Annotated in this window: 22 protein-coding genes; 10 read left to right on the top strand and 12 right to left on the bottom strand. The window is 64.0% G+C overall.

The window, feature by feature from the left end:
• Positions 1-7 precede the first annotated feature (7 nt).
• From H5P29_RS25025 to rnhA, 4 genes are all read left to right on the top strand, one after another.
• Positions 8-745 carry an SURF1 family protein gene (locus H5P29_RS25025; RefSeq protein ID WP_281381273.1) on the top strand — a complete coding sequence of 246 codons (738 nt, stop codon included), beginning with the start codon at positions 8-10 and terminating at the stop codon, positions 743-745.
• 154 nt (positions 746-899) lie between these two features.
• A complete protein-coding gene (gene ispH, locus H5P29_RS25020) occupies positions 900-1,910 on the top strand; it encodes a 4-hydroxy-3-methylbut-2-enyl diphosphate reductase (RefSeq protein ID WP_154386008.1) in 1,011 nt (336 codons plus the stop codon).
• Positions 1,910-2,872, top strand: coding sequence for a homoserine kinase (locus tag H5P29_RS25015; protein ID WP_154386007.1), 963 nt, complete (start codon positions 1,910-1,912; stop codon positions 2,870-2,872). Before ispH ends, H5P29_RS25015 begins: the two co-directional genes overlap by 1 nt.
• Positions 2,869-3,318, top strand: a complete 450-nt coding sequence (rnhA, locus tag H5P29_RS25010) for a ribonuclease HI (protein ID WP_067964568.1) — start codon at positions 2,869-2,871, stop codon at positions 3,316-3,318. The genes H5P29_RS25015 and rnhA overlap by 4 nt, the downstream gene beginning before the upstream one ends.
• Positions 3,319-3,391: 73 nt before the next feature.
• Here the strand turns inward: rnhA and H5P29_RS25005 are convergent, their stop codons facing one another.
• Both H5P29_RS25005 and H5P29_RS25000 read right to left on the bottom strand, forming a co-directional pair.
• Positions 3,392-3,877 (bottom strand): peroxiredoxin, encoded by a 486-nt coding sequence (locus H5P29_RS25005; protein ID WP_154386006.1) that lies wholly within the window; start codon positions 3,875-3,877, stop codon positions 3,392-3,394.
• Between the two features lie 135 nt (positions 3,878-4,012).
• Entirely contained in the window at positions 4,013-4,819 is an 807-nt protein-coding gene (locus H5P29_RS25000) for a protein-disulfide reductase DsbD domain-containing protein (protein WP_154386005.1), read from the bottom strand.
• 148 nt (positions 4,820-4,967) lie between these two features.
• Here H5P29_RS25000 and H5P29_RS24995 point away from each other — a divergent pair, with 148 nt between their 5' ends.
• Positions 4,968-5,576, top strand: a complete 609-nt coding sequence (locus H5P29_RS24995; RefSeq protein WP_067964563.1) for a YqgE/AlgH family protein — start codon at positions 4,968-4,970, stop codon at positions 5,574-5,576.
• Here the strand turns inward: H5P29_RS24995 and H5P29_RS24990 are convergent.
• The 4 genes from H5P29_RS24990 to thrC are packed head-to-tail and all read right to left on the bottom strand — an operon-like array spanning position 5,567 to position 11,774.
• Positions 5,567-8,455 carry an EAL domain-containing protein gene (locus H5P29_RS24990; RefSeq protein WP_154386004.1) on the bottom strand — a complete coding sequence of 963 codons (2,889 nt, stop codon included), beginning with the start codon at positions 8,453-8,455 and terminating at the stop codon, positions 5,567-5,569. The genes H5P29_RS24995 and H5P29_RS24990 overlap by 10 nt on opposite strands.
• 2 nt (positions 8,456-8,457) lie before the next feature.
• The gene (locus H5P29_RS24985; protein ID WP_067964560.1) at positions 8,458-9,054 is read right to left on the bottom strand and encodes a GNAT family N-acetyltransferase; all 597 of its coding nucleotides are present in this window, start codon (positions 9,052-9,054) and stop codon (positions 8,458-8,460) included.
• Positions 9,055-9,069: 15 nt separating this feature from the next.
• Positions 9,070-10,362, bottom strand: coding sequence for a pitrilysin family protein (locus H5P29_RS24980; protein ID WP_067964558.1), 1,293 nt, complete (start codon positions 10,360-10,362; stop codon positions 9,070-9,072).
• 14 nt (positions 10,363-10,376) lie between these two features.
• A complete protein-coding gene (gene thrC / locus H5P29_RS24975) occupies positions 10,377-11,774 on the bottom strand; it encodes a threonine synthase (protein ID WP_154386003.1) in 1,398 nt (465 codons plus the stop codon).
• Positions 11,775-11,901: 127 nt separating this feature from the next.
• Here thrC and H5P29_RS24970 point away from each other — a divergent pair, with 127 nt between their 5' ends.
• Positions 11,902-12,498 carry a hypothetical protein gene (locus H5P29_RS24970; RefSeq protein ID WP_067964554.1) on the top strand — a complete coding sequence of 199 codons (597 nt, stop codon included), beginning with the start codon at positions 11,902-11,904 and terminating at the stop codon, positions 12,496-12,498.
• 100 nt (positions 12,499-12,598) lie between these two features.
• Here the strand turns inward: H5P29_RS24970 and H5P29_RS24965 are convergent, their stop codons facing one another.
• Positions 12,599-13,294, bottom strand: coding sequence for an FMN-dependent NADH-azoreductase (locus H5P29_RS24965; protein ID WP_154386002.1), 696 nt, complete (start codon positions 13,292-13,294; stop codon positions 12,599-12,601).
• Positions 13,295-13,435: 141 nt separating this feature from the next.
• Here H5P29_RS24965 and H5P29_RS24960 point away from each other — a divergent pair, with 141 nt between their 5' ends.
• A complete protein-coding gene (locus H5P29_RS24960; protein ID WP_067964550.1) occupies positions 13,436-14,317 on the top strand; it encodes a LysR substrate-binding domain-containing protein in 882 nt (293 codons plus the stop codon).
• Positions 14,318-14,321: 4 nt separating this feature from the next.
• Here the strand turns inward: H5P29_RS24960 and H5P29_RS24955 are convergent, their stop codons facing one another.
• Complete coding sequence (locus H5P29_RS24955; protein ID WP_154386001.1) at positions 14,322-14,903, bottom strand: ABATE domain-containing protein; 582 nt, start codon at positions 14,901-14,903, stop codon at positions 14,322-14,324.
• A gap of 83 nt (positions 14,904-14,986) precedes the next feature.
• Here H5P29_RS24955 and H5P29_RS24950 point away from each other — a divergent pair, with 83 nt between their 5' ends.
• The gene (locus H5P29_RS24950) at positions 14,987-15,892 is read left to right on the top strand and encodes an alpha/beta fold hydrolase (RefSeq protein WP_154386000.1); all 906 of its coding nucleotides are present in this window, start codon (positions 14,987-14,989) and stop codon (positions 15,890-15,892) included.
• Here the strand turns inward: H5P29_RS24950 and H5P29_RS24945 are convergent.
• Both H5P29_RS24945 and H5P29_RS24940 read right to left on the bottom strand, forming a co-directional pair.
• Complete coding sequence (locus H5P29_RS24945; RefSeq protein WP_154385999.1) at positions 15,889-17,178, bottom strand: glycosyltransferase family 1 protein; 1,290 nt, start codon at positions 17,176-17,178, stop codon at positions 15,889-15,891. The two genes, H5P29_RS24950 and H5P29_RS24945, sit on opposite strands and share 4 nt — an antisense overlap.
• 16 nt (positions 17,179-17,194) lie before the next feature.
• Positions 17,195-17,884 carry an HAD family hydrolase gene (locus H5P29_RS24940; protein ID WP_154385998.1) on the bottom strand — a complete coding sequence of 230 codons (690 nt, stop codon included), beginning with the start codon at positions 17,882-17,884 and terminating at the stop codon, positions 17,195-17,197.
• A 172-nt stretch (positions 17,885-18,056) separates the two neighbouring features.
• On the opposite strand from H5P29_RS24940, the gene H5P29_RS24935 reads away from it, so the two are divergent.
• The gene (locus H5P29_RS24935; protein WP_067964541.1) at positions 18,057-19,190 is read left to right on the top strand and encodes a site-specific DNA-methyltransferase; all 1,134 of its coding nucleotides are present in this window, start codon (positions 18,057-18,059) and stop codon (positions 19,188-19,190) included.
• A gap of 148 nt (positions 19,191-19,338) precedes the next feature.
• Here H5P29_RS24935 and H5P29_RS24930 read toward each other — a convergent pair whose 3' ends face one another.
• Both H5P29_RS24930 and mutY read right to left on the bottom strand, forming a co-directional pair.
• On the bottom strand, positions 19,339-19,950 hold the full coding sequence (locus H5P29_RS24930) for an HAD family phosphatase (RefSeq protein ID WP_067964539.1): 612 nt from the start codon (positions 19,948-19,950) through the stop codon (positions 19,339-19,341).
• Complete coding sequence (gene mutY / locus H5P29_RS24925) at positions 19,947-21,071, bottom strand: A/G-specific adenine glycosylase (protein ID WP_154385997.1); 1,125 nt, start codon at positions 21,069-21,071, stop codon at positions 19,947-19,949. Before mutY ends, H5P29_RS24930 begins: the two co-directional genes overlap by 4 nt.
• A gap of 56 nt (positions 21,072-21,127) precedes the next feature.
• On the opposite strand from mutY, the gene H5P29_RS24920 reads away from it, so the two are divergent.
• Positions 21,128-21,625: a DUF721 domain-containing protein gene (locus tag H5P29_RS24920; RefSeq protein WP_154385996.1), complete on the top strand. Its 498-nt coding sequence runs from the start codon at positions 21,128-21,130 to the stop codon at positions 21,623-21,625.
• The last annotated feature ends 84 nt before the right edge of the window (positions 21,626-21,709 follow it).

The raw sequence follows: 21,709 nt of genomic DNA, 5'->3' as shown, positions 1-21,709 counted from the left end.
AAAGACGATGACGGTCCCGGCGCGACGTTCCGGGCACGTGTTGATGCTCGTGCTCGGCACGATTGCCTTTGCGCTGCTGCTCGTGCTCGGCAGCTGGCAGGTCCAGCGGCTCTATTGGAAAGAGGAACTGATCGCGCAGATCGCCGAACGGACGAAGTCGCAGCCATTGCCATTGGCTGAAATGGAAGTGAAGTACCGCGCCACCGCCGACGTCGACTATTGGCCGGTCGCGCTATCGGGCACCTTCATGCATGACGGCGAGCGGCATTTCCTGGCGACATGGGAAGGCCAGTCCGGCTTCTACGTCTACACGCCGCTGAAGCTGGATGACGGCCGCTTCGTTCTGGTGAACCGCGGCTTCGTTCCCTACGACCTCAAGGACGCGACCAAGCGGCCGACCGGACAGGTGACGGGCCCCGTCAGCATCGTCGGGTTGGCGCGCAACCCGCTGGAGGGCAAGCCGGGTTCGCTGGTGCCGGACAACGACGCGGCCAAGAACGTCTTCTACTGGAAGGACCGCGACGCCATGGCGGCGAGCGCCGGGCTGCCTGCCGGTGCGGCCGTGCTGCCGTTCTTCGTCGATGCCGACAAGACGCCCAATCCTGGCGGCTTGCCGGTCGGCGGGGTGACCATGGTCGACATGCCCAACAACCACCTGCAATACGCGGTCACCTGGTATGGGCTGGCGGCGGCGCTGCTGGGTGTCATGGGCGTCTGGCTGCTGCGTCGGCCCGACGGCAAATGACTGACCTTGCATGATCCCGGAATTCGGGATCGCGCACGGTTCCAGAGTGCCAGGGCGTCCTTTGCACGCCAAAGAAGACGCGCGGTGCTTCAGCCTCCCTTGACAGCAAGGGGGCACAGACATCATTTCGGCCCTGAACGAAGAAGCGGATCAGATGCTCCAGACGATTGCCAAACCGCCCCTGACGATCAGGCTCTGCCAGCCGCGCGGCTTTTGCGCCGGCGTCGACCGGGCGATCCAGATCGTCGTGCTGGCGCTGAAGAAATACGGCGCGCCGGTCTATGTCCGCCACGAGATCGTGCACAACCGTTACGTCGTCGAGGGGCTGCAGAATCTCGGCGCGGTCTTCATCGAAGAACTCAACGAGATCCCCGACGAGCATCATGACGCGCCGGTCGTGTTTTCCGCCCATGGCGTGCCGAAGTCGGTGCCGGCGGATGCGGTGGCGCGCAACCTGTTCTATCTCGACGCCACCTGTCCGCTGGTCTCCAAGGTGCACAAGCAGGCGATGCGCCACCAGCGCAAGGGCCGCCACGTGCTGTTGATCGGCCATGCCGGCCACCCCGAGGTGATCGGCACCATGGGCCAGCTGGACGAGGGTGCTGTCACGCTGATCGAAACCGAGGCCGACGTCCGCAACTTCACGCCGGCCGACCCCGAAGCACTCGGCTTCGTCACCCAGACGACGCTTTCGGTGGAGGACACCGCCGGCATCCTCAAGGCGCTGCAGGAGAAGTTCCCGGCGATGGAGGCGCCCGCCGCCGAATCGATCTGCTATGCCACCACCAACCGCCAGGACGCGGTCAAGGAGACGGCGCCGGGCTCCGACCTCTATCTCGTCGTCGGCGCGCCCAACTCGTCCAATTCGCGCCGTCTCGTCGAAGTCGCCGAGCGGGCAGGGGCCAAGATGTCGCTGCTGGTTCAGCGCGCGTCGGAGATCCCGTGGAACGACATCGGCGGCATCGCTACGCTGGGCCTGTCGGCGGGGGCTTCGGCGCCCGAGATCATCGTCGACGAGATCATCAACGCTTTCCGCGAACGCTTCGAGGTGAACGTGGAACTCGCCATCACGGCGACCGAGACGGAGGAGTTTCCGGTGATGCGGGTATTGCGCGACGTCGAGCTGACGCCAGCCGACATGGCCTTCGTCAACGGTAACGGCTGATGGCTGTCTATACCGACGTTGGCGAGGGCGAACTCGAAGCGTTCCTGCGCAATTATCCGGTTGGCGAGTTGCTGTCCTACAAGGGCATTGCCGAGGGGACCGAGAACACCAACTTCCTGCTGCACACGACGACAGGGTCATACATCCTGACGCTGTATGAGAAGCGAGTCGACAAGGCGGACCTGCCGTTCTTCCTCGGCCTGATGCAGCATCTTGCCCACAAGGGCATTTCCTGCCCCCTGCCGGTCGACGGCAAGGACGGGAATGTCATCGGCACGCTGGCCGGCCGTCCGGCCGTCATCATCACCTTCCTGGAAGGCATGTGGCTGCGCCGGCCTCAGGTCGTGCATTGCCGCGAGGTCGGCAGGGCGCTGGCCGAACTGCACATCGCCGGCAGGGACTTTACGATGACGCGGCCGAATTCGCTCGCCATCGATGGCTGGCGCAAGCTCTGGGATGCAGCACATCCACGTGCCGACGAAGTCGAGCCCGGGCTCGCCCGCGAAGTCGACGCCGACTTTGCCGAGTTCGAGAAGAACTGGCCAAAGAACCTGCCGTCGGGCGTCATCCACGCCGACCTGTTCCCGGACAATGTGTTTTTCCTCGGCGACAATCTGTCGGGCCTGATCGACTTCTATTTCGCCTGCAACGACGCCTACGCCTACGACCTCGCCACTTGCCTCAATGCCTGGTGCTTCGAGAAGGATTTTTCTTTCAACCTGACCAAGGGCACGGCCCTGCTGGACGGCTATCAGAGCGTCCGCCCGCTCAGCGCGGACGAGAAGGCAGCGCTGCCGATCCTGGCGCGCGGCTCGGCCCTGCGCTTCATGCTGACGCGGCTCTACGACTGGCTGACGGTGCCGGACGGCGGGCTGGTGATGAAGCGTGACCCGTCGGAATACATCCGCCGCATGCGCTTCCACCGGACGATCAAGACCGCCCAGGAATACGGACTGAAATGAAGCAAGTTGAAATTTTCACCGATGGCGCCTGCTCGGGCAATCCGGGTCCGGGTGGCTGGGGGGCGCTCATGCGCTACAAGGCCAAGGTCAAGGAGCTGTCGGGCGGCGAGGCGGAGACCACCAACAACCGTATGGAGTTGCTGGCTGCCATATCTGCCCTGAACTCCCTCAAGGAGCCGTGCGAGATCGACCTGCACACCGACAGCAAATACGTCATGGACGGGATCTCGAAATGGATCCACGGCTGGAAGAAAAACGGCTGGAAGACCGCCGACAAGAAGCCGGTCAAGAACGGCGAGCTGTGGCAGGCGCTTGATGAGGCCAACAGGCGTCACAAGGTCAAGTGGCACTGGGTCAAGGGCCATGCCGGCCATCCCGAGAACGAACGCGCCGACGAGCTGGCGCGTGAGGGCATGGCGCCGTTCAAGAGTGGCCGCAAGGCATAGGCCTTCGGCCAGGCCCGAGTGGGGCGCGCCGCCGTAAGGCCGCGCGCCATTTTCAGTCTTGGAGCTGTGTCAGTCAGAGCTGTTCGAGAATGCGGGCCGCGCCCGAATCGACGGCCTGGCCGGGTGCGCCCTCGAGGTTGAGCTGGGCGACCTTGCCGTCTTCGACAATCATCGAATAACGCTTCGAGCGCAGGCCCATGCCGGCGGCCGAAAGGTCGGTGTCGAGCCCGATGGCGCGGGCGAAATCGCCGCTGCCGTCGGCGAGGAACTGCACCTTGCCTTCGCCGCCGCTGAACCGGGCCCAGGCGCCCATGACATGGACGTCGTTGACCGAAACCACCGCAATGGTGTCGACGCCGCGCGCGATGATCGCGTCATGGTTCTCGACATAGCCGGGCAGGTGGTTGTTGCTGCAGGTCGGCGTGAAGGCGCCCGGTACCGCAAACAGCACGACCTTCTTGCCGGCAAAGATTTCATCGGAACTGATGCTCTTGGCGCCATCGGCGGTCATCGTCTTGAACGTGGCCGCTGGCAGCTTGTCGCCGATCGAAATGGTCATGAATTTCCTCGTAAGCGTAGAGTTCGAGTTGAAATCGGAAGGACGCGGCAATCACCTAGCGCAGATGTCGCCCGCGTCCAATGGCCAGCTGGATATAGGAAGCTGGACAGCCCTTTTCAGGGATAGGGTAAAAAGTCAGGGATAGGGCAAAAATCCCTCGACGGCGCCTGCAGCACTTGTCAGCGTGTAGGGCAGTCCCTTGCCGGCTGGCTTTGTGTCAGGGCGTTCGAGCAGCTTGACGGTGAACACCGCCTTGCCGCCCTCTATGTGCCGCTCGGGCGTGCCGAAGACGTAGCCGTCGACGCCGGCGACGAAGACGTCGAGCGCATCGGCGGGACCAGGCGCCGTCGCGATGATCGAGACATGCTCGCCTTCGGTCGGCTCCAGCGTGGCGCCGAAGTCCTGTTGTGCGGCACCGGGGAGGGCGGCAAGCGCCGTCTTCACCAGGATGGCATCGCCTGGATTGTCGGGATCGGCGGCGGGATCGACCTCAAGCGTGGCCTGCACCGGCACGCAGATCGTCTCGCAGACGCCGAGGAAGACGTTGGCGGTGATGGTCGCCGGTTCGCCCGGGGCGGCGACGGTAAAGCTCACGGGCAGGCGCACGGAGTGGTCGTAGCCGGCCCATTTGGCATAGCCGTCGTCATGACGGCGCGGCGCCGGGTAGGACAGGTCGACGCCCGATACGTTGCGGCTTGCCGAGACGTCGATCTGCGGCGGCACGCCGGAATTGCCGGGGTCCCGCCAATAGGTTTTCCAGCCGCGCTTGAGCTCGATGTCGAGCACGCCCTGCAGCTTGCCGGATGCATCAGGCGCCCCCGAGGTGACCAAGCGGAAACGGCCGCCATCGGCCTCGAACCAGGCTGACGAGGAGGCGTGGGCCGGGGCAGCGGCAAGCAATGCCGCGCACAGGCCGATCGCGGAGTGGGGCGCAATTCTCATGGCGGTGATTTGATAGCCTCCCGCAGCGTCCGCAACAGGGGGCGCCAACACATCGCATCATTTTTGCGTGACGTTGCCTGTCAAAAGATGAATGCGTCGCGCCGTGCGCCATCTTTCAAGACGGCAGGAAACGCGTTACCTTCAAGCCATGGACCTCTTACGCCAGAAAAAGGGCGCCTCGCAGCGCGGTTTTCTCGACGATCAGTTCCTCATCGCCATGCCGGGGATGAAGGACGACAGGTTCTCGCGTGCCGTGATCTACATCTGTGCCCATAGCGACGAAGGCGCCATGGGTCTGATCATCAACCAGGTCCAGCCGCTGCTGTTTCCTGATCTGCTTGTGCAACTCGGGATCCTCGACGAGCAGGAAGCGATCCGGCTGCCTGGCAAGGCCAAGGACTTCATCGTCCGCAATGGCGGGCCGGTCGACCGCAGCCGCGGCTTCGTGCTGCACAGCGACGACTACAAGGTCGAGTCCTCGTTGCCTGTCTCAGAAGAGATCTGCCTGACGGCGACCGTCGACATCCTGCGCGCCATTTCCGCCGGACGCGGGCCGCGCCATGCGCTGATGGCGCTCGGCTATTCCGGCTGGGGCGCCGGCCAGCTCGAAAGCGAAATCGCCGAGAATGGCTGGCTGACCTGCCCAGCGACGTCGGAGCTTCTGTTTGACACCGACATCGACCGCAAATACGACCGCATCCTGGCCACGCTCGGCATCGACCTGGCGCGGCTCAGCAGCGCTGCCGGTCACGCCTGAGCAAGCGGATACTGCTCTTTCAGCATCTTCAGCGCCTGGTCGCCGGGAACCGGCGCGCCGAACATGAAGCTCTGCACATATTCGCAGCCCATCTGCCGCAGTTCGAGCGCGTCGCTCTCGTCGGAGATGCCTTCGGCGACCACCGATAGCCCAAGCTCATGCGCCATGTTGACCATCGACTTGAGCAGCACCGCGCGCTTGGGTGAGGTGTCGTCGACGAAGCTCTTGTCGATCTTGATGGTGTCGAAGGGGAAGCGGGTGAGATAGGCGAGTGACGAATAGCCGGTGCCGAAATCGTCGAGCGACAGGCCGATGCCCAGCTGCTTGAGCTTGGTCAGCACGTGGTTGGTCTGCTCGGGATTGTCCATGACCAGCGATTCCGTCAGCTCCAGGCGGAAGCAGCGTGGCTTGAGATTGGCCCGTGCGATGACCGAGCGGACATCGCTGACGAGGTCGCGGCGGATGAGCTGGCGGCTCGACAGATTGACCGACACCGACAGCGGCGCGTCGCTGATCTGCTTCTGCCAGTCGGCCAGATCCTCGGCGGCGCGCTGCATGGCGAACAGGCCGAGCTGGACGATCAGGCCGCAGCCCTCGGCAACGGGGATGAAATCGCCCGGCGGGATCATGCCGCGACGCGGGTGGTCCCATCTGAGCAGCGCCTCGAAGCCGGCGACGCTGCCGTCTTCCAGTCGCACGATCGGCTGGTAGGCCAGTGTGAATTCCTTGCGCTCGATGGCGCGGCGGAGGTCCGATTCGAGCTGCAGGCGATCGGTGCCGACGGTGCGGAAGGCCGGACGGAACGGTTCGATGCGGTCGCCGCCGAAACGCTTGGCCTGGTGCATCGCCAGTTCGGCGTCCTTGACCATGTCCTCGGCGGTCGCCTGGGCGGTTGTCCAGGTGATCAGGCCGACGGAGGCGGTCAGCACGATCTCGCGCTTGGCGAAGGTGATCGGCGCCTTGATCGCCTGCTTGATGGCGTCGGCGACGGCGGCGATGCGCGACGGATCCTGTTCCGACAACAGCATCAGCGCGAATTGGTCGCCGGCAAAGCGCGACAGCGAATCCTTGGGCTTGAGCAGCCGGTGCAGGCGGCGGGCGATGGTCAGAAGGATGGTGTCGCCGGCCGAAATGCCCAGGCCGTCATTGACCTGCTTGAAGCGGTCGATGTCGATGACGAACACCGACGGGCGGACCTTCTCTTCGGTGCGGGCGATCGAGATGATCGCCTCGAGCCGGTTCATGAACAGCTCGCGGTTGGGCAGGCCGGTCAGGTTGTCGTGCACGGCGTCGTGCAACAAGCGCTCTTCGGATTTCTTCTGTTCGGTGACGTCGACCATGGTGCCGACGCAGCGGATCACCTCGCCATCGGAGCCGATGACTGGCCGCGCCTTGAGCTGGAACCAGTGGTAGTGGCCGTCGGCGCCGCGCAGGCGGAAGCTCTGCGAGACGCGGCCGCGGCGGTGCTCCAGCACGACGTCGAGCGTTGTGCGGAACGTATCGCGGTCGTCGGAATGCAGCACCGGCAGCCAGTTGCGGGCAGCACCGCCCAGGCTGTTCGGCGCAAGGCCGAGCTGGACCGAGACGTCGGGACGGGTGACGACGCGGTCGCGCAGCACGTCCCAGTCCCAGACGATGTCTCCGGAGCCGGAGATGGCGAGTGCCTGCCGTTCCATGTCGCTGAACAGGCCCTGATGGGCGCCGCCGCCGGCGAAGGCGTGCTGCATGACGGTGAAGCCGATCAACAGGATGATCAGGATCAGGCCGCCGCCGAGCGCCGGCTGGACGATGTCGTTGTCGAGGACGCCTGTTATCGCCATCCACGAGCCGCTGAGCCATATCAGCACCATCGCCCAACTGGGCACCAGCATGATGGCGCGGTCATAGCCGCGAATGCTGAGATAGACGATCAGACCGAGCCCGGTGAGCGCGGTTGCCGCAAACGAGATGCGCGCGATGCCTGCGGCAACTGCCGGATCGATGATGGCGACGCCGGCGATCAGGAACAGGCCGATGATCCAGACGAAGGCGCCATAGCTGAAATGGCCATGCCAGCGGTTGAGGTTGAGATAGGCAAACAGGAACACGACGAAGGTGCCGGCGAGCGCCACCTCCGTGCCCGCTCGCCATATCTGCTCGTTGCCGGGGGATACCTCGATGACCTTGTTGAGGAAGCCGAAGTCGACGCAGATATAGGCAAGCACCGTCCAGGCAAGCGCTGCGGTGGCAGGAAACATCGAGGTTCCCTTGACCACGAACAGGATGGTCAGGAACAGCGCGAGCAGGCCGGCGATGCCGATGACGATGCCGCGGAACAGCGTGTAGGAATTGACGGTGTCCTTGTAGGATTCCGGATCCCACAGATAGACCTGCGGCAGCTTGGGTGAAGCAAGCTCGGCGATGAAGGTGACGACGGCACCCGGGTTGAGTGTGACCAGGAAGACGTCGGCGTCGGGGCTCGCCTGGCGGTCGACAGCGAGGCCTTCGGAAGGCGTGATGGCGGTGAGGCGGTTGGAGCCGAGGTCGGGCCAGAACAGGCCGGAGCCGACAAGCCGGAAGTGCGGCGCAACGATCAGGCGATCGAGCTGCTGGTCGGTGGTGTTGGCGAGCGCGAAGACGGCCCAGTCGCCGCTGGAGCGCTGGTCGTTGGCCTCAACCTCGATGCGGCGCACGATGCCGTCGGCGCCGGGGGCCGTGGAAACCTGAAAGTTCTCGCCCTGATTCCTGTAGATCTCGACCGCGCCCGTGAGATTGAGCGCGACGTCGTCACGGGAGATCTTGATCGGCTCCACGGCCAAGGCCTGCGACACCGCACAGACGCTCGCGACAACGGAAACGATGAGCGCAAACAACGGCGCCAGCAGGAAATGCTTCGACAAGTTCAGGCCTTCATGGTGACAGCTTGCGGGTCGTCCGCAATCAGTGCGTAGAGGTAGTGGTCATGCCATTCGCCGTTGATCCTGAGGTAGGATCGCAAAAGTCCTTCGCGCCGGAATCCGGCTTTTTCAAGCACGCGTACGGAGCGTGCGTTGTCGGGGATACAGGCAGCCTCGATCCGGTGCAACCGAAGCGTATCGAAGGCATGCCGCACGACCAGCTTGAGGGCATCGACCATCAGGCCCCGGCCGGCATATCGCTCGCCGATCCAGTAGCCGATATGCCCTGTCTGGGCGACGCCGTAGCGTATGTTGCCGAGCGTGATGCCGCCGACGAGCTTGCCGCTCGCATTTTCATAGATGAAGAAGGCAGCCGCGGTGCCCTGGATGAATTCGTCCTGATAGCGCGCAAGGCGAATGCGCCAGGCTGAACGGTCGAGTTCGTCGGGCGCCCAGCGCGGCTCCCACGGTTCTAGGAAAGAGCGGCTTTCCCCGCGCAGCGTGACCCATTCGTGATAGTCGCGCCAGTTTGGCAGGCGCAGATTGACGCGTTCGCCTCTCAGTGCCGGGGTATCGCGGCGAAAAAGCGAGAGCGAGAACATGCGTGCAAATGCTGCTCAGACGGCGAGCTTGCGGGCGGTTGCCTGTGCGCCCGGCAGCGAGTCCAGGATTGATTCGTAAGGCGCCAGCGTGCCGACGGGACCAACCGCGGTGATGGTCGGGCGGGTCGAGAACAGCCGCGACGACAGGTCGGTCAGGCGGTCGACGGTGAGTGCGCCGAGCCGTTCCATCAGCTCTTCCTTGGCGATCGGACGGCCGAACAGCAGGAGCTGGCGCGCGATCTGCGAGGCGCGGCTGGAGCAGCTCTCGGCCGACATGATCAAGCCGGCGCGATACTGCGCGCGGGCGCGGTCCAGCTCTTCGAGCAGGATGTTCTCGCCTGTCCGCTGCAGCTCGTTGATGATGACGGGAATCAGTTCGGCGATGTCGCTCTGGCCGGTGGCGGCATGGATGCCGAAGATGCCGGTGTCGGAAAAGCCCCAATGGAAGGCATAGACCGAGTAGCAGAGGCCGCGCTTCTCGCGCACTTCCTGGAACAGTCGCGAGGACATGCCGCCGCCGAGGATCATCGACAGCACCTGCGAGGCGTAGAAGTCGCGCACATGGTAGGCGCGGCCTTCGAAGCCGAGCACGATCTGCGCGTCCATCAGGTCGCGGTCTTCGCGGAAGTCGCCGCCGACATACTGCGCATACTGCGGAATGGCGCTTTCGGCCTTGGAGCGGAAGTTGCCGAGGCGCTTTTCGACGTGGCGGACGAACTCGTCATGCTTGACGTCGCCGGCAGCGACCACGACCATCCGCTCGGCGCCGTACTGGCGGGTCATGAAGTCGTGAAGATTGGCGGAGGTGAAGGATTTGACCGTCTCCGGCGTGCCGAGGATCGAACGGCCGATGGTCTGGTGACGGAAAGCGGTTTCGGTGAAGCGATCGAAGACGATGTCGTCCGGCGTGTCGTGCGCGGCACCGATTTCCTGCAGGATGACGTGCTGCTCGCGTTCGAGCTCGTCCGGGTCGAACTCCGAATCCTGGAGAATGTCGGACAGGATGTCGACGGCCAGTGGCACGTCGTCTGACAGCACGCGGGCGTAGAAGGAGGTCGTTTCGACCGATGTGGCGGCGTTGATTTCGCCGCCGACATTTTCGATCTGCGAGGCAATCTGGAAGGCGGTCCGGTTCTTGGTGCCTTTGAAAGCCATGTGCTCGAGCAGGTGGGCCATGCCATGTTCGTCGTCACGCTCGTTGCGCGCGCCAGACTTGACCCATGTGCCGAGAGCGACTGTCTCTACGCTTGGAAGTGTTTCAGTGGCCACTGTCAGGCCGTTCGACAGACGGCTTACCTCAACACCCATATTACGCGTACTCCCTAATCCGCCACTCGTGTGCGGCGGCTAATGTAATCTTCCACCATTTTTATCTCTGATGGAAGTACCGTGAACTTTTCCTTACGTTCCATCAGCCCCGACAGCCATTTTGGCAAAGCAGGCTCGATGCCGCTGGCTGCAAGTACCGCGGCGGGGAACTTTGCCGGGTGCGCGGTGGCAAGTACGACCATTGGCACATCGCTTTTGGGCAGGCTGGACGCGACATGCACGGCGGTCGCTGTGTGGGGGTCGAGCAGGTAGCCGCTCTTGTCGAGCGTCGCGCGGATGGTCGCTGCGGTCTCGGTCATGTCGGCGCGCCCGGCACCGAACTCGCCGCGGATCGCAGCCAGCGCCGGGGCCTCGATGGTGAATGCGCCGGACTGCTTGAGGCTGGCCATGTAGCGGCGCACCACCGCTGGATCGCGGTCGGAAGCCTCGAACAGCAGGCGCTCGAAGTTGGACGAAACCTGGATGTCCATCGATGGCGAGGTGGTGGCCACCACGCCGGTCTGGCGGTACTCGCCGCTCTTCAGCGTGCGGTCGAGAATGTCGTTGTCGTTGGTGGCGATGACCAGCTGGTCGATCGGCAGTCCCATCTTCTTGGCGGCATAGCCGGCGAAGATGTCGCCGAAATTGCCGGTCGGCACGGTGAACGACACCGGCCGGTCGGGGGCGCCGAGCGAGATGGCGGAGGAGAAATAATAGACGATCTGGGCCATGATGCGGGCCCAGTTGATCGAATTCACGCCCGACAGCTGAACACGGTCGCGGAAGCCGTGGTCGTTGAACATGTCCTTCACCAGGCCCTGGCAGTCGTCGAAGTTTCCTTCGATCGACAGCGCATGCACGTTGGCGGCGTCGGAGGTGGTCATCTGGCGCTGCTGCACCGGCGAGACGCGGCCATGCGGAAACAGAATGAAGATGTCGGTGCGTTCGCGCCCGGCAAAGGCTTCGATCGCAGCGCCGCCCGTATCGCCCGAGGTTGCGCCGACGATGGTCGCGCGCTGGCCACGTTCGGCAAGCACATGGTCCATCAGCCGCGCCAGGAGCTGCATGGCGACATCCTTGAAGGCGAGGGTGGGACCATGGAACAGCTCGAGCACGAAGCTGTTGGCGCCGGTCTGGACCAGTGGGCAGACCGCTTCATGGCGGAACGTGCCATAGGCTTCGCGAACCAGGCGCTCGAAGACATCAGGCTTGATTTCGCCACCGAGAAATGGGGTCAGCAGTTTGATCGCGAGATCAGGATAGCTCAGGCCCCGCATCGCCCGGATTTCGGCGGGGCTGAAAGTCGGCCACTGCGCCGGGAGGTAAAGGCCGCCGTCGCGTGCCAGGCCGGCAAGTACAGCATCAGAAAATCCGAGCGTGGGCGCTTCCCCACGGGTGCTCACATAGTGCATATCTATCCAATCCAAGGCTATGCGACCTGCTGCCTGTCGGCAGGACGGGAAAACTGCGCTCCGTCAGTCGCATTTTTGCCGCGCGGTTGATATAGAACGACTGCTTTGCGAGAGGGAAGTGCAGTTCATGGTGTTTCGTTTGATCGACGGCCGTTTTCTGACGGCTTTGGCGACCGCCGGCTTTATGCTCGCCGTCACAGGCTGCCAATCAGGCGGCAGTGGCGGCTTTTTTAGCCCTCCCGCCCCGAAGGATCCCAAGGTGATCGCGGCCGAAGAGGGCAAGATCCTGGCCAGCGAACTGCTTGCCTACTGCCCCAACATCACCTTGCGTGACGGCACCGCCTTCTTCAACAGCTATGCCAAGGGCGGCCAGGACGACCCGGCAAAGCTCGTCCATCAGTCGGCGATCACCGACGTCACCCGCAGCTGCACGCGCGCCGATGGCACGATGACCATCAAGGTCGGCGTTGCCGGCAAGGTCGTTGTCGGTCCTGCCGGCGGTGCCGGTACGATCACCATGCCGATCCGCGTCGCGGTGACCCGTGGCGAGGAGGTACTTTATTCCGAGCTGCACAAGAACGCCGTGCAGGTGACCGATCCGTCGGTGGCGACACAGTGGGTGTTCACCGTGCCGAACATCAACATCCCCAATCCGACGGCGCGCGACATCGTGATCTATGTCGGCTACGACGAAGGTCCGGCGAAGAAGCCCGCCCAGCAGTAACGTCTCGGCCAGACGATCCGGAGCGCCGCGAAGCACGCAGCACCGGTTCGCATGCCAGAAGCGCCCGCGTCCAAAGGAGGACGCAGGCGCCGGCAATGCCTCAAGCGGCGTTTCGCTGCTGTCGTTCCCTGACCAGTGTCTTGACAAGCGCGTCGACCTCGGCTTCGGCCTTTTCGATCGACGCCTTTAGTCTGGCGTCGGCGAATTCGTCGAACTCGATTGCCACCGACCTGATGTCGGTGATCCCGATGTAGTTGAAGGCGGTCGCGATGCTGGCCTCGACGTGGTTGAGCGCCTCGATCCTGCCGCCCTTGCCATAGCCGTGGTCGCCGCGCGCAGACAGGATGACGAGTGTCTTGCCGGCGCCGGCGAGCAGCGGCCAGTAGGGATCGCCTGGCCGCGACCGGTCGAAGCCGAAGGTGCGGCCGACCCGCACGATGTTGTCGATCCACGCCTTGAATTGTGCCGGCGGCGCGAAATTGTACATCGGCACGCCGGCAACGATGATGTCGGCAGCAAGCAACTCGTCGATCAAGCCATCACTTTCGGCAAGCGTCTCGCTCATCCAAGGCAGGCGTTGCTCCGGCTTGGTGAACGCGGCGTGGATCCAGGCGCCTGACACCGGCTGTGGCGGCTGCTGGCCGACGTCGCGATAGACGATGTTTTCATCGCTGCCATGGGCAGTGCGCCATGCCAGCGCAAAACGCGCACCTAGGCGCCGGCTGTGCGATCCGAACGGATTCTCGGCTGAAGAATGCGGTCGAGCGCTGGCGTCGACATGCAGGATCCGGGTCATTTCAAAGGGTTCCTATAAGATAGAGGAATTCATGTGAGCGCGCGCGGTGCAGTGGCGTGCCGCTCACGTTCCATATGAAAATAATGGGTGATATGGTGCCTGGCGAAATCGAATTCGTCATGCAATGGATGAGTTGAAATCATGCATCGCCAACTGCCTCCGCTTGCGACGCTGCGTGCCTTCGAGGCCGCCGCCCGTCATGCGAGCTTCAAGCAGGCCGCTTGGGAACTGGGGGTTACGCCAACCGCCATCAGCCATCAGATCAGGCTGCTGGAGCAAACTCTTGCCTTGCGGCTGTTCGATCGCCGCACGAGGCAGGTGGTGCTGACGCGTGAGGGGCGTGAGCTTTACCCGGTATTGCGCGACGGTTTCGACGCGTTCGCCGAAGCGCTCGACCGTGTCTCGGAGCGCCGCCGCAGCGTGGTCACGCTTTCGGCCACGACCTCATTCACCGCGCGCTGGCTGGTGCCACGGGTGGCGTCGTTCCGTGAGCGATATCCAACTGTCGACCTCAGCCTGCATGCGTCGGACGATCCTGTCGATTTTCGCACCGGCATCGCCGACGCTGCCGTGCGGTATGGTCGCGGGCCCTTTCCGGATCTCAGTTCGACCTGGCTGATGGCCAATCGCTTCGCGCCGGTGTGCAGTGCCCGCCTGGGCTTGAAGACGCTTGACGACATGCGCCATGTCACGCTGCTCCATTCGCGATGGAGGCACCCGAATGCCGACACGCCGACATGGCGGCGCTGGTTCGACGCGGCTGCGGTTGACGGCGTCGACGCCGATGCCGGCATCAGCTTCAACGACGACGGCCATGCCGTGCAGGCGGCGGTGGCCGGGCAGGGCGTGGCGCTGCTCAGCCTCGTGCTCGTCGCCGACGATCTTGCGTCAGGCGTTCTGGTCCAGCCGTTCGGGCCGACCATCGATGGTTATGATTTCCACCTCGTCCATCCCAGGACGCCGCGACCGGAGGTGCGCATGCTGAGCGAGTGGCTGCTCGATGCGCTGGGTTCAGGGCATTGACCGTTCAGCTGTCCTTGTGGCGCTGGTAGTAGCGCGCGACGCGCATGCGGTTGCCGCAGCGCGCCGCAGCACACCAGCGTCGGCGACTGCTCGCCGGCAGAAACAGCATGGTGCAATCCTCGGCTTCGCATTTGCGGATGGTGCCGACGCCGGGGTCGGTCAGCACAAGTGCCACTGCTTCGGCAAGATGCGCGGCGAGATCGGCGATGACCGAGCCGGTGCGCCTTGGCGCCACCGCCAGTGACGACCCCGACCATCGCAGTTCGAGATAAACCGGCGCAGCAGACAGCGTCCGGTTGAGTTCGCGCAGGCTGGCGTCTGAAGGCGCCTTGCCGTGCCTGATATTGTCGACGAGTTGGCTCGCAGTTTTGCGCACCGCGTGAATGGCGGCGAGGTCGGCTTGCGACGCCTCTGCCAGAACGTTCCCGTCATATTGTGCCAGCCGCTCGCCCTGCAGCGCCACCCAGGTCCGCAACCCGTCAGGCGTCGCCAGATGGTCGATGCTGTCGGTGCCGCTGCGTGCGCGCGTGTTGATCAGGTCCAGCCCAAGCAGCTCGCCGGTGAGAGGGGGGGGGGCGGGGTTCATGCTAACTCCGAAAATTGCCATTGACACATTAGGTAATTCAGCCAAGATTACTAATGCGTAATTCTACATTGAAGGCATGTGAAATGACAATCCTGGCTTTTCCTCGCGTGGCCCATCGTTATCTCGACGTCGATGGCATCCGCGTCTTCTACCGCGAGTCGATCCCGGCCCAGGCCGGCCCTGACGCGCCGGTACTGCTGTTGCTGCACGGCTTTCCCTCGGCTTCGCACCAGTTCCGCCGACTGATCGACGCCATCGGCAACAGCTACCGGGTCATCGCGCCCGATTATCCCGGGTTTGGCCACAGCGACGCGCCGCTCCCGATAAGCGCCGGCGGCACGTTCGGCTACAGCTTCGACCGCCTCGCCGACACGATGGAAGGCTTCGTCAAGGGACTGGGGCTGGACCGCTTCGTCGCTTATCTCTTCGACTTTGGCGCGCCGGTCGGTTTTCGCCTGGCGACGCGGCATCCCGAATGGTTTGCCGGCCTGATTGTCCAGAATGGCAATGCCTATGAAGAGGGCCTGTCGGACGGTGCCCGCGACTTCATCGCCTTGCGGCCGGATCAGCCCGACGCGGAGCAGAAGATCCGAGACCTGCTGACGCTTTCAGGCACGCGCTTCCAGTACGAGACCGGTGTCGGACAGTTGGAGCTGCTGGCGCCGGACGGCTGGACGCTCGACCAGCATTTCCTCGACCAGCCCGGTCGCAAGCAGCCGCAGGTCGACCTGGCGTTCGACTACCACAGCAACGTCGCGCGTTACGGCGAATGGCAGGCCTGGCTGCGGCGCCACCAGCCGCCGACGCTGGTCGTCTGGGGCAAGGACGATCCATTCTTCCCGGAGCCGGGCGCCCATGCCTTCCTTCGCGACGTGCCGGAGGCCGAACTGCATCTGTTTCAGACCGGGCATTTCGCCCTGGAGGAGAAGCTGCCCGAAATCGTGCCGCTGATCGCCGATTTTATCGATCGGACGTGGTCCGGCAGCTAGTCGCCCTGTCGCAAGGCGAGGAGTTTTGTCAGCCTCGCCGTTGCGGCCTCCACCCCATATCTGGCGACGCAGCGGTCACGCAGGGCCGCCGTCTGCTGCCCGACATGGGCGAAGCTCGAGGCGACCTCGTCCAGCCGCCGGACGAGGTCTGCGACGCTGCGCGGATCGAAGAAGATCGCCAGATCGCCTGCTATCTCGCGGAAGACCGGCAGGTCCGAGCAGATGACCGGAAGGCCGAACAAGGCGCCTTCGACGATGGGAATGCCGAAGCCTTCACTCAGGCTTGGAAAGACAAGGGCCGAGGCCGAGCGCAGCAGCTCGGCCTTGTGGTCATCGGTAATCTGGCCGACGAAACGGACGTTTGAGCCGGCGCGTGGAAAATTGCTGGCCGGGACGTTGCCTATGATCACCAGCTCGGCACGGTCTGCCATGCCGGCGAAGGCTTCGACCAGAAGGGCGATGTTCTTGCGCGGTTCGTTGGAGAGGATCGAGACGAATCTCGGCCGCTCCGGTTTCGGTGTGGCGCTTGCAGTCTGTGCGGCCGACTGAAGATCGGGCCGAATGACCGGCGGGAAGAGCGACGCAGGCAGTCTTGCAGCGTGGTCGGGAAAGCGGCTGTTGAATTCGTCCCGGGTTGCTGCCGAGACGAACATCAACTCGGTCGCCTGGTCGAGAGCCGTCCTGAATTTCTGGTCGAAAGTGAACCTGTAGCGCCCCGAGAGCTCGTCGAGCGGGATGAGGTCGTGGATCACCAGCACGACCTGCGCGCCTTGGTCCGTGACCGGTTGCACGTAGTGGAAGGCGTCCATCAGCACGACGTCGAAGCCGCGTGCGTCGACAGTCGGAGGCGGCAAGTCATAGGACGCCCGCAAGGTACTGTCGCTGTAGAAGCCTGCGACAGGCATGAAGGCATCGATCCAGGCGAGGTGTGGCGCTGCCTTGTCCATCTCCGTGGGGCCCGGCGTCGCGGCAGGGACCAGCTTGCGCGCCGGCAGTCGAGAGGCGACCACGGGCCGGTCGCGTTGGCGCCGCGACTGGACGTATTTTACGTAGAGATGTTTCCAATGCGGCCTGTGACGGATCGCGCCATCGACCGTGCCTTCGACGAGGAAGCGGATGATCTCGTCAGGCGACGATGGGGCTTCGTCCTGCGTCTCGACGAGCAGCGTCGTTTCGACGTCAAGGCGTTTGCAGCAGGCGAGCAGGCCGGCGCTGTAGTTGAGAATGCCGCGCGCCGGCGTCGGCGTCCCCACGCTCTCGCTGATCAGCAGCAGCCGCTTGCTCATTGCGCGGCCGCGTTCGTCAGGCGTGTTCCGACCACATGCTGAGTGCCCGGATCACGCCGCCAAGGTCGGTCCAGCGGCGAATCACCGTCTCGGCGCCGGCTTCCGTCAGCGCGTCGGCATGGCCGGGATAGCTGTGGGCGCCGCCGGTGAAGCCAATGACACGCATGCCGGCCGCAACGGCGCCCGAAATGCCGTGCACCGAATCCTCGATGACAAAGGTCCTGGCCGGGTCGGCGCCATAGGTCATTGCGGCGTGCAGGAAGACATCGGGCGCGGGCTTCGGCTTCTTGCTCGGCGTTTCCAGCGCCGAAAAGATGCGGCCCTGAAACAGCGGCAGGATGCGGGTGCGCTCGAGCATCATCTCGATGCGTTCGCTGGTCGAGTTGGAGCAGATGCAGCGCGGCGCGGTGACGGCGGCAACGGCCTCGTGAACGCCGTCGATGGCGCGCACGTCGGTCTTCAGCTTGCGGTCGACAAGCTCCTCGGCCTGGCTGATCAGCGAGGCCTGGAAGGGGATCGCCGCCTTCTCCTCGATCTTCAGCATGATGTCCTTGAAGGTCAGGCCGGCATAACTCTCGGCGAGCTCTTCGGCAGATATCTCAAAACCGGCTGCGGTCAGCAGTTCCGCTTCGACGCGGGCGGCGATGATTTCGGAATCGACGAGCACGCCGTCGCAATCGAATATCACTAGGTCTGGCTGGGTCATGGCAGTCCGGGAAGCTGGGGCGCCGTCGGGGCGCGGACGGAAAAGTTCAAGGCGCGGCACCTACACCATTCCAGCCCGATCCGCAAATTAGAACGCTCGCTTCATCAATTGTTTACGCTGATCGGTAACCATAACGGCGAGTAAATAGTAACGCGTCATCCCGGGTATCAGAATGTCAGCAGTGCGTCCTCTCGACCAGCTTTCCCGCACGCCAAAGCCGTCCGAATGGCTCGACACCATCATCAAGGGCGACTGCGTGGCGGCGCTCGACAAATTGCCGGCGAACTCCGTCGACGTCATCTTCGCCGACCCGCCCTACAACCTGCAGCTCGACGGTGACCTGCATCGTCCGGACCAGTCGAAGGTCGACGCGGTCGACGATCACTGGGACCAGTTCGAGAGCTTCGGCGCCTACGACGCCTTCACCCGCGCCTGGCTGCTTGCCGCCCGCCGCGTGCTGAAGCCCAACGGCACGATCTGGGTCATCGGCTCCTATCACAACATCTTCCGCGTCGGCGCGACGATGCAGGATCTCGGCTTCTGGATCCTCAACGACGTCGTCTGGCGCAAGACCAACCCGATGCCGAACTTCCGCGGCCGCCGTTTCCAGAACGCCCATGAGACAATGATCTGGGCTTCGCGCGACCAGAAGGGCAAGAACTACACCTTCAACTACGACGCGCTGAAGGCCTCCAACGATGACGTCCAGATGCGCTCGGACTGGCTGTTTCCGATCTGCACCGGCGGCGAGCGCCTGAAGGACGACGACGGCAACAAGCTGCATCCGACGCAGAAGCCGGAAGCGCTTCTGGCACGCATCATGATGGCCTCGACCAAGCCGGGCGACGTGGTGCTCGATCCATTCTTCGGCTCGGGAACGACGGGTGCGGTTGCCAAGCGCCTCGGCCGCCATTTCGTCGGCATCGAGCGCGAACAGGCCTATATCGACGCCGCCAATGAGCGCATCGCCTCGGTGCGTCCGCTCGACGGCCCGTCGCTGACGGTGCTGACCGGCAAGCGCGCCGAGCCGCGTGTCGCTTTCGGCAGCCTGCTCGACATGGGCCTGCTGGCACCTGGAGCGACGCTGTACGATGCCAAGAAGCGCTGGGCGGCAAAGGTCCGCGCCGACGGCACGCTGGCGATCGGCGACACCGCCGGCTCGATCCACCGCGTCGGCGCTTCGGTGCAGGGGCTCGACGCCTGCAACGGCTGGACCTTCTGGCACTATGAGCGTGCCGGCGGACTGACCCAGATCGACGAACTGCGCCGCATCGTCCGTGTCGGCATGGAAAAGGCGGGCGCCTGAAGCTTCAGCCGCGCCGGATCGTCCGGCGCGCGCAGGCATCATCGGTCGCCGGTTCTGGACCTTCAGCGACCGCGCCGCGCCTGCCATAGCAATCGAATTCCGGCAGCCAAACTAGCCAGTCCGGGTTCGCCGATCGGCCGGTTTCCAGTCACCGTCCGATCCCGAGACGCTCGAGGTCCGCCTCGAGCGTTTTCGCATTTGTGAACAGCACCGCCTGCCAGCCGGCGTCGATGGCGGCATTCACGTTCTTCTGGCTGTCGTCGATGAACAACGAAGCCTTTGGGTCGAGCCCGAAGGTCTCGACATGCAGGTCATAGATGCGCCGGTCCGGCTTGATCAGGCCGACATCGCCTGAAACCGTCACGCCGCGCGGCGTTTCGAGGAACGGGAAACGGCCGCGCGCCTCGCGGAACGTGTCCGAGGCCCAGTTGGTCAGCATGGTGACGTCGTGGCCGGCGGCGACGAGACCCTCCATCAGCGCGACGCTGTCTTCATAGTGATGCGGCACCATGTCGTGCCAGTGCTGGCGGAAGGCACGAATGTTCTTTTCATGCTCGGGGAAGTCGGCGATCAGCAATGCCTCGGCTTCTTCCCAGCTTCGGCCGCGGTCCTGCTCGATATTCCACTCGCTGGTGCAGACATTGTCAAAGAACCAGCGCCGCTCGACTGCATCGGGAATGATACGGCTGAAAGGGATATCTGGGTCGTAATGGATCAGAACCTTGCCGATGTCGTAGACGATGTGGCGGATCTCGCTCATGACTTTCCCTGGTGTGCTCGTTTCATTGCGCCGGGTATGGCAGCTTCGATGACCTTTTTCATGACCGTTGGCAAGGCTTCGCCATTGAGCTCGTCTGCCGCCGACCAGAAATGGCCGTCGAGCGCGGTTCGCGATGCGACGTCGGCGCGGAACACCTCGAGGTCGAGCGAAAAATGGGTGAAGACGTGGTTGATGCTGCCGGCGCGTCGCCATTGGGCGGGAAAAGGCGCGCTGTCTGTGTCCGTCGCGCCGTCGATGCGCGAGGTCCAGCCTGTCGTTGGCACTTCGGTCATGCCGCCGAGCAAGCCCTTGCCCAAGCGCTTGCGCAGCAACACGGAGCCATCAGGCGTGACGGCGACGAAGGCAGCGCCGCGTCGCATCGGCTTGTCGGCCTTGGGCGGCTTGACCGGATAGAGCTCGGGGTCGCCATTGACGATCGCGCTGCAATCGGCGCGCAGCGGACACAACATGCAGCGCGGCCGGCGCGGCGTGCAGATGGTGGCGCCGAGATCCATCATCGCCTGGGCGAAATCTCCGGGCCGTGCGACAGCCAGCATGCGTTCGACATGGGCACGGATTTCCGGCTTGGCCTCCGGCAGCGGCGTCGAGATCGAGAACAGCCGTGTGACCACGCGCTCGACATTGCCGTCGACCACTGCCGCAGGCCGCATGAAGGCGATGGAAGCGATGGCAGCCGCAGTGTACGGCCCGATGCCGGGCAGGGCGCGCAGACCATCCTCCGTTTCAGGAAACTGGCCGCCGGGCAGGGCGGCGACCGTCTCGGCACAAAGCTTGAGATTGCGGGCGCGGGAGTAGTAGCCGAGGCCGGCCCAGGCCTTCATGACGTCTTCGGTTTCGGCTGCTGCAAGCGCCGACACGTCGGGCCATTTCTCCAGGAAGGCCCTGAAATAGGGCTTTACCGCCTCGACGGTCGTCTGCTGGAGCATGATTTCCGACAGCCAGACGCGGTAGGGATCGGGTCTCAGGCCCTTGGCGAGCTCACGCGGCGGCATCCGCCAGGGCAGTTCGCGATGGTTGGCATCGTACCAGCCGAGCAGATCGGCGGCGATCCTGTTGTCGGCGGCGTCGGCATGCTTGCGGGTCGGTGCTGGGGATGCCATTGGTGCTCGGAACTGCCTTCGGCTTTACATGTCGACAAGGTTACCTGGAGAACGACATGGCAGGGAAAAGATGGACGGGCAATCCCGTTCCGGTCAGCGATCTGGCAAGCGCCATCCTCGATCCCGTCCTGCGCAAGCGCACCGGTATTTCAGTCGGGCTCGTCCAGTCATGGGAAGAGATCGTCGGCCCACGCCTGGCCCACAACACGCGGCCCGAGAAGATCCAGTGGCCGCGGCGCATGCACGAGGACGATCCGTTCGAGCCTGCCGTGCTGATCGTCGCCTGTTCGGGGCCGGCAGCCCTTCATCTCCAGCATGAGACCGGCGAGATCATCGGCAGGGTCAATTCCTTTCTCGGCTTCAACGCCATCGGACGCATCCGCATCGTGCAGAAGCCGGTGGCGAACACCGGTGCCAAGCCGCGTCCGCGCCTGCGCAAGCTGACCGATGCGGAGCAGGGCAAGCTTACCGGTGCAGTAAGGTTCATCGAGGATGAAGGACTGCGTGCGTCGCTGGAAAAGCTGGGCGCGAGCATTCTGGGCAGCCGAAAGTAGAAAATGCCGGCTTTCTCGCGCTTTCGTGATTGAAACTGCGGCAAATTGCGATTGGTTTGGGGACAGCCATGCCTTAATTCGCGC

The sequence above is a fragment of the Aminobacter sp. MDW-2 genome (assembly GCF_014250155.1).
Lineage (GTDB): Bacteria > Pseudomonadota > Alphaproteobacteria > Rhizobiales > Rhizobiaceae > Aminobacter > Aminobacter ciceronei.
The sequence above is the reverse complement of the archived record's forward strand: the minus strand, read 5'-3'. Positions and strand labels throughout refer to the sequence as shown.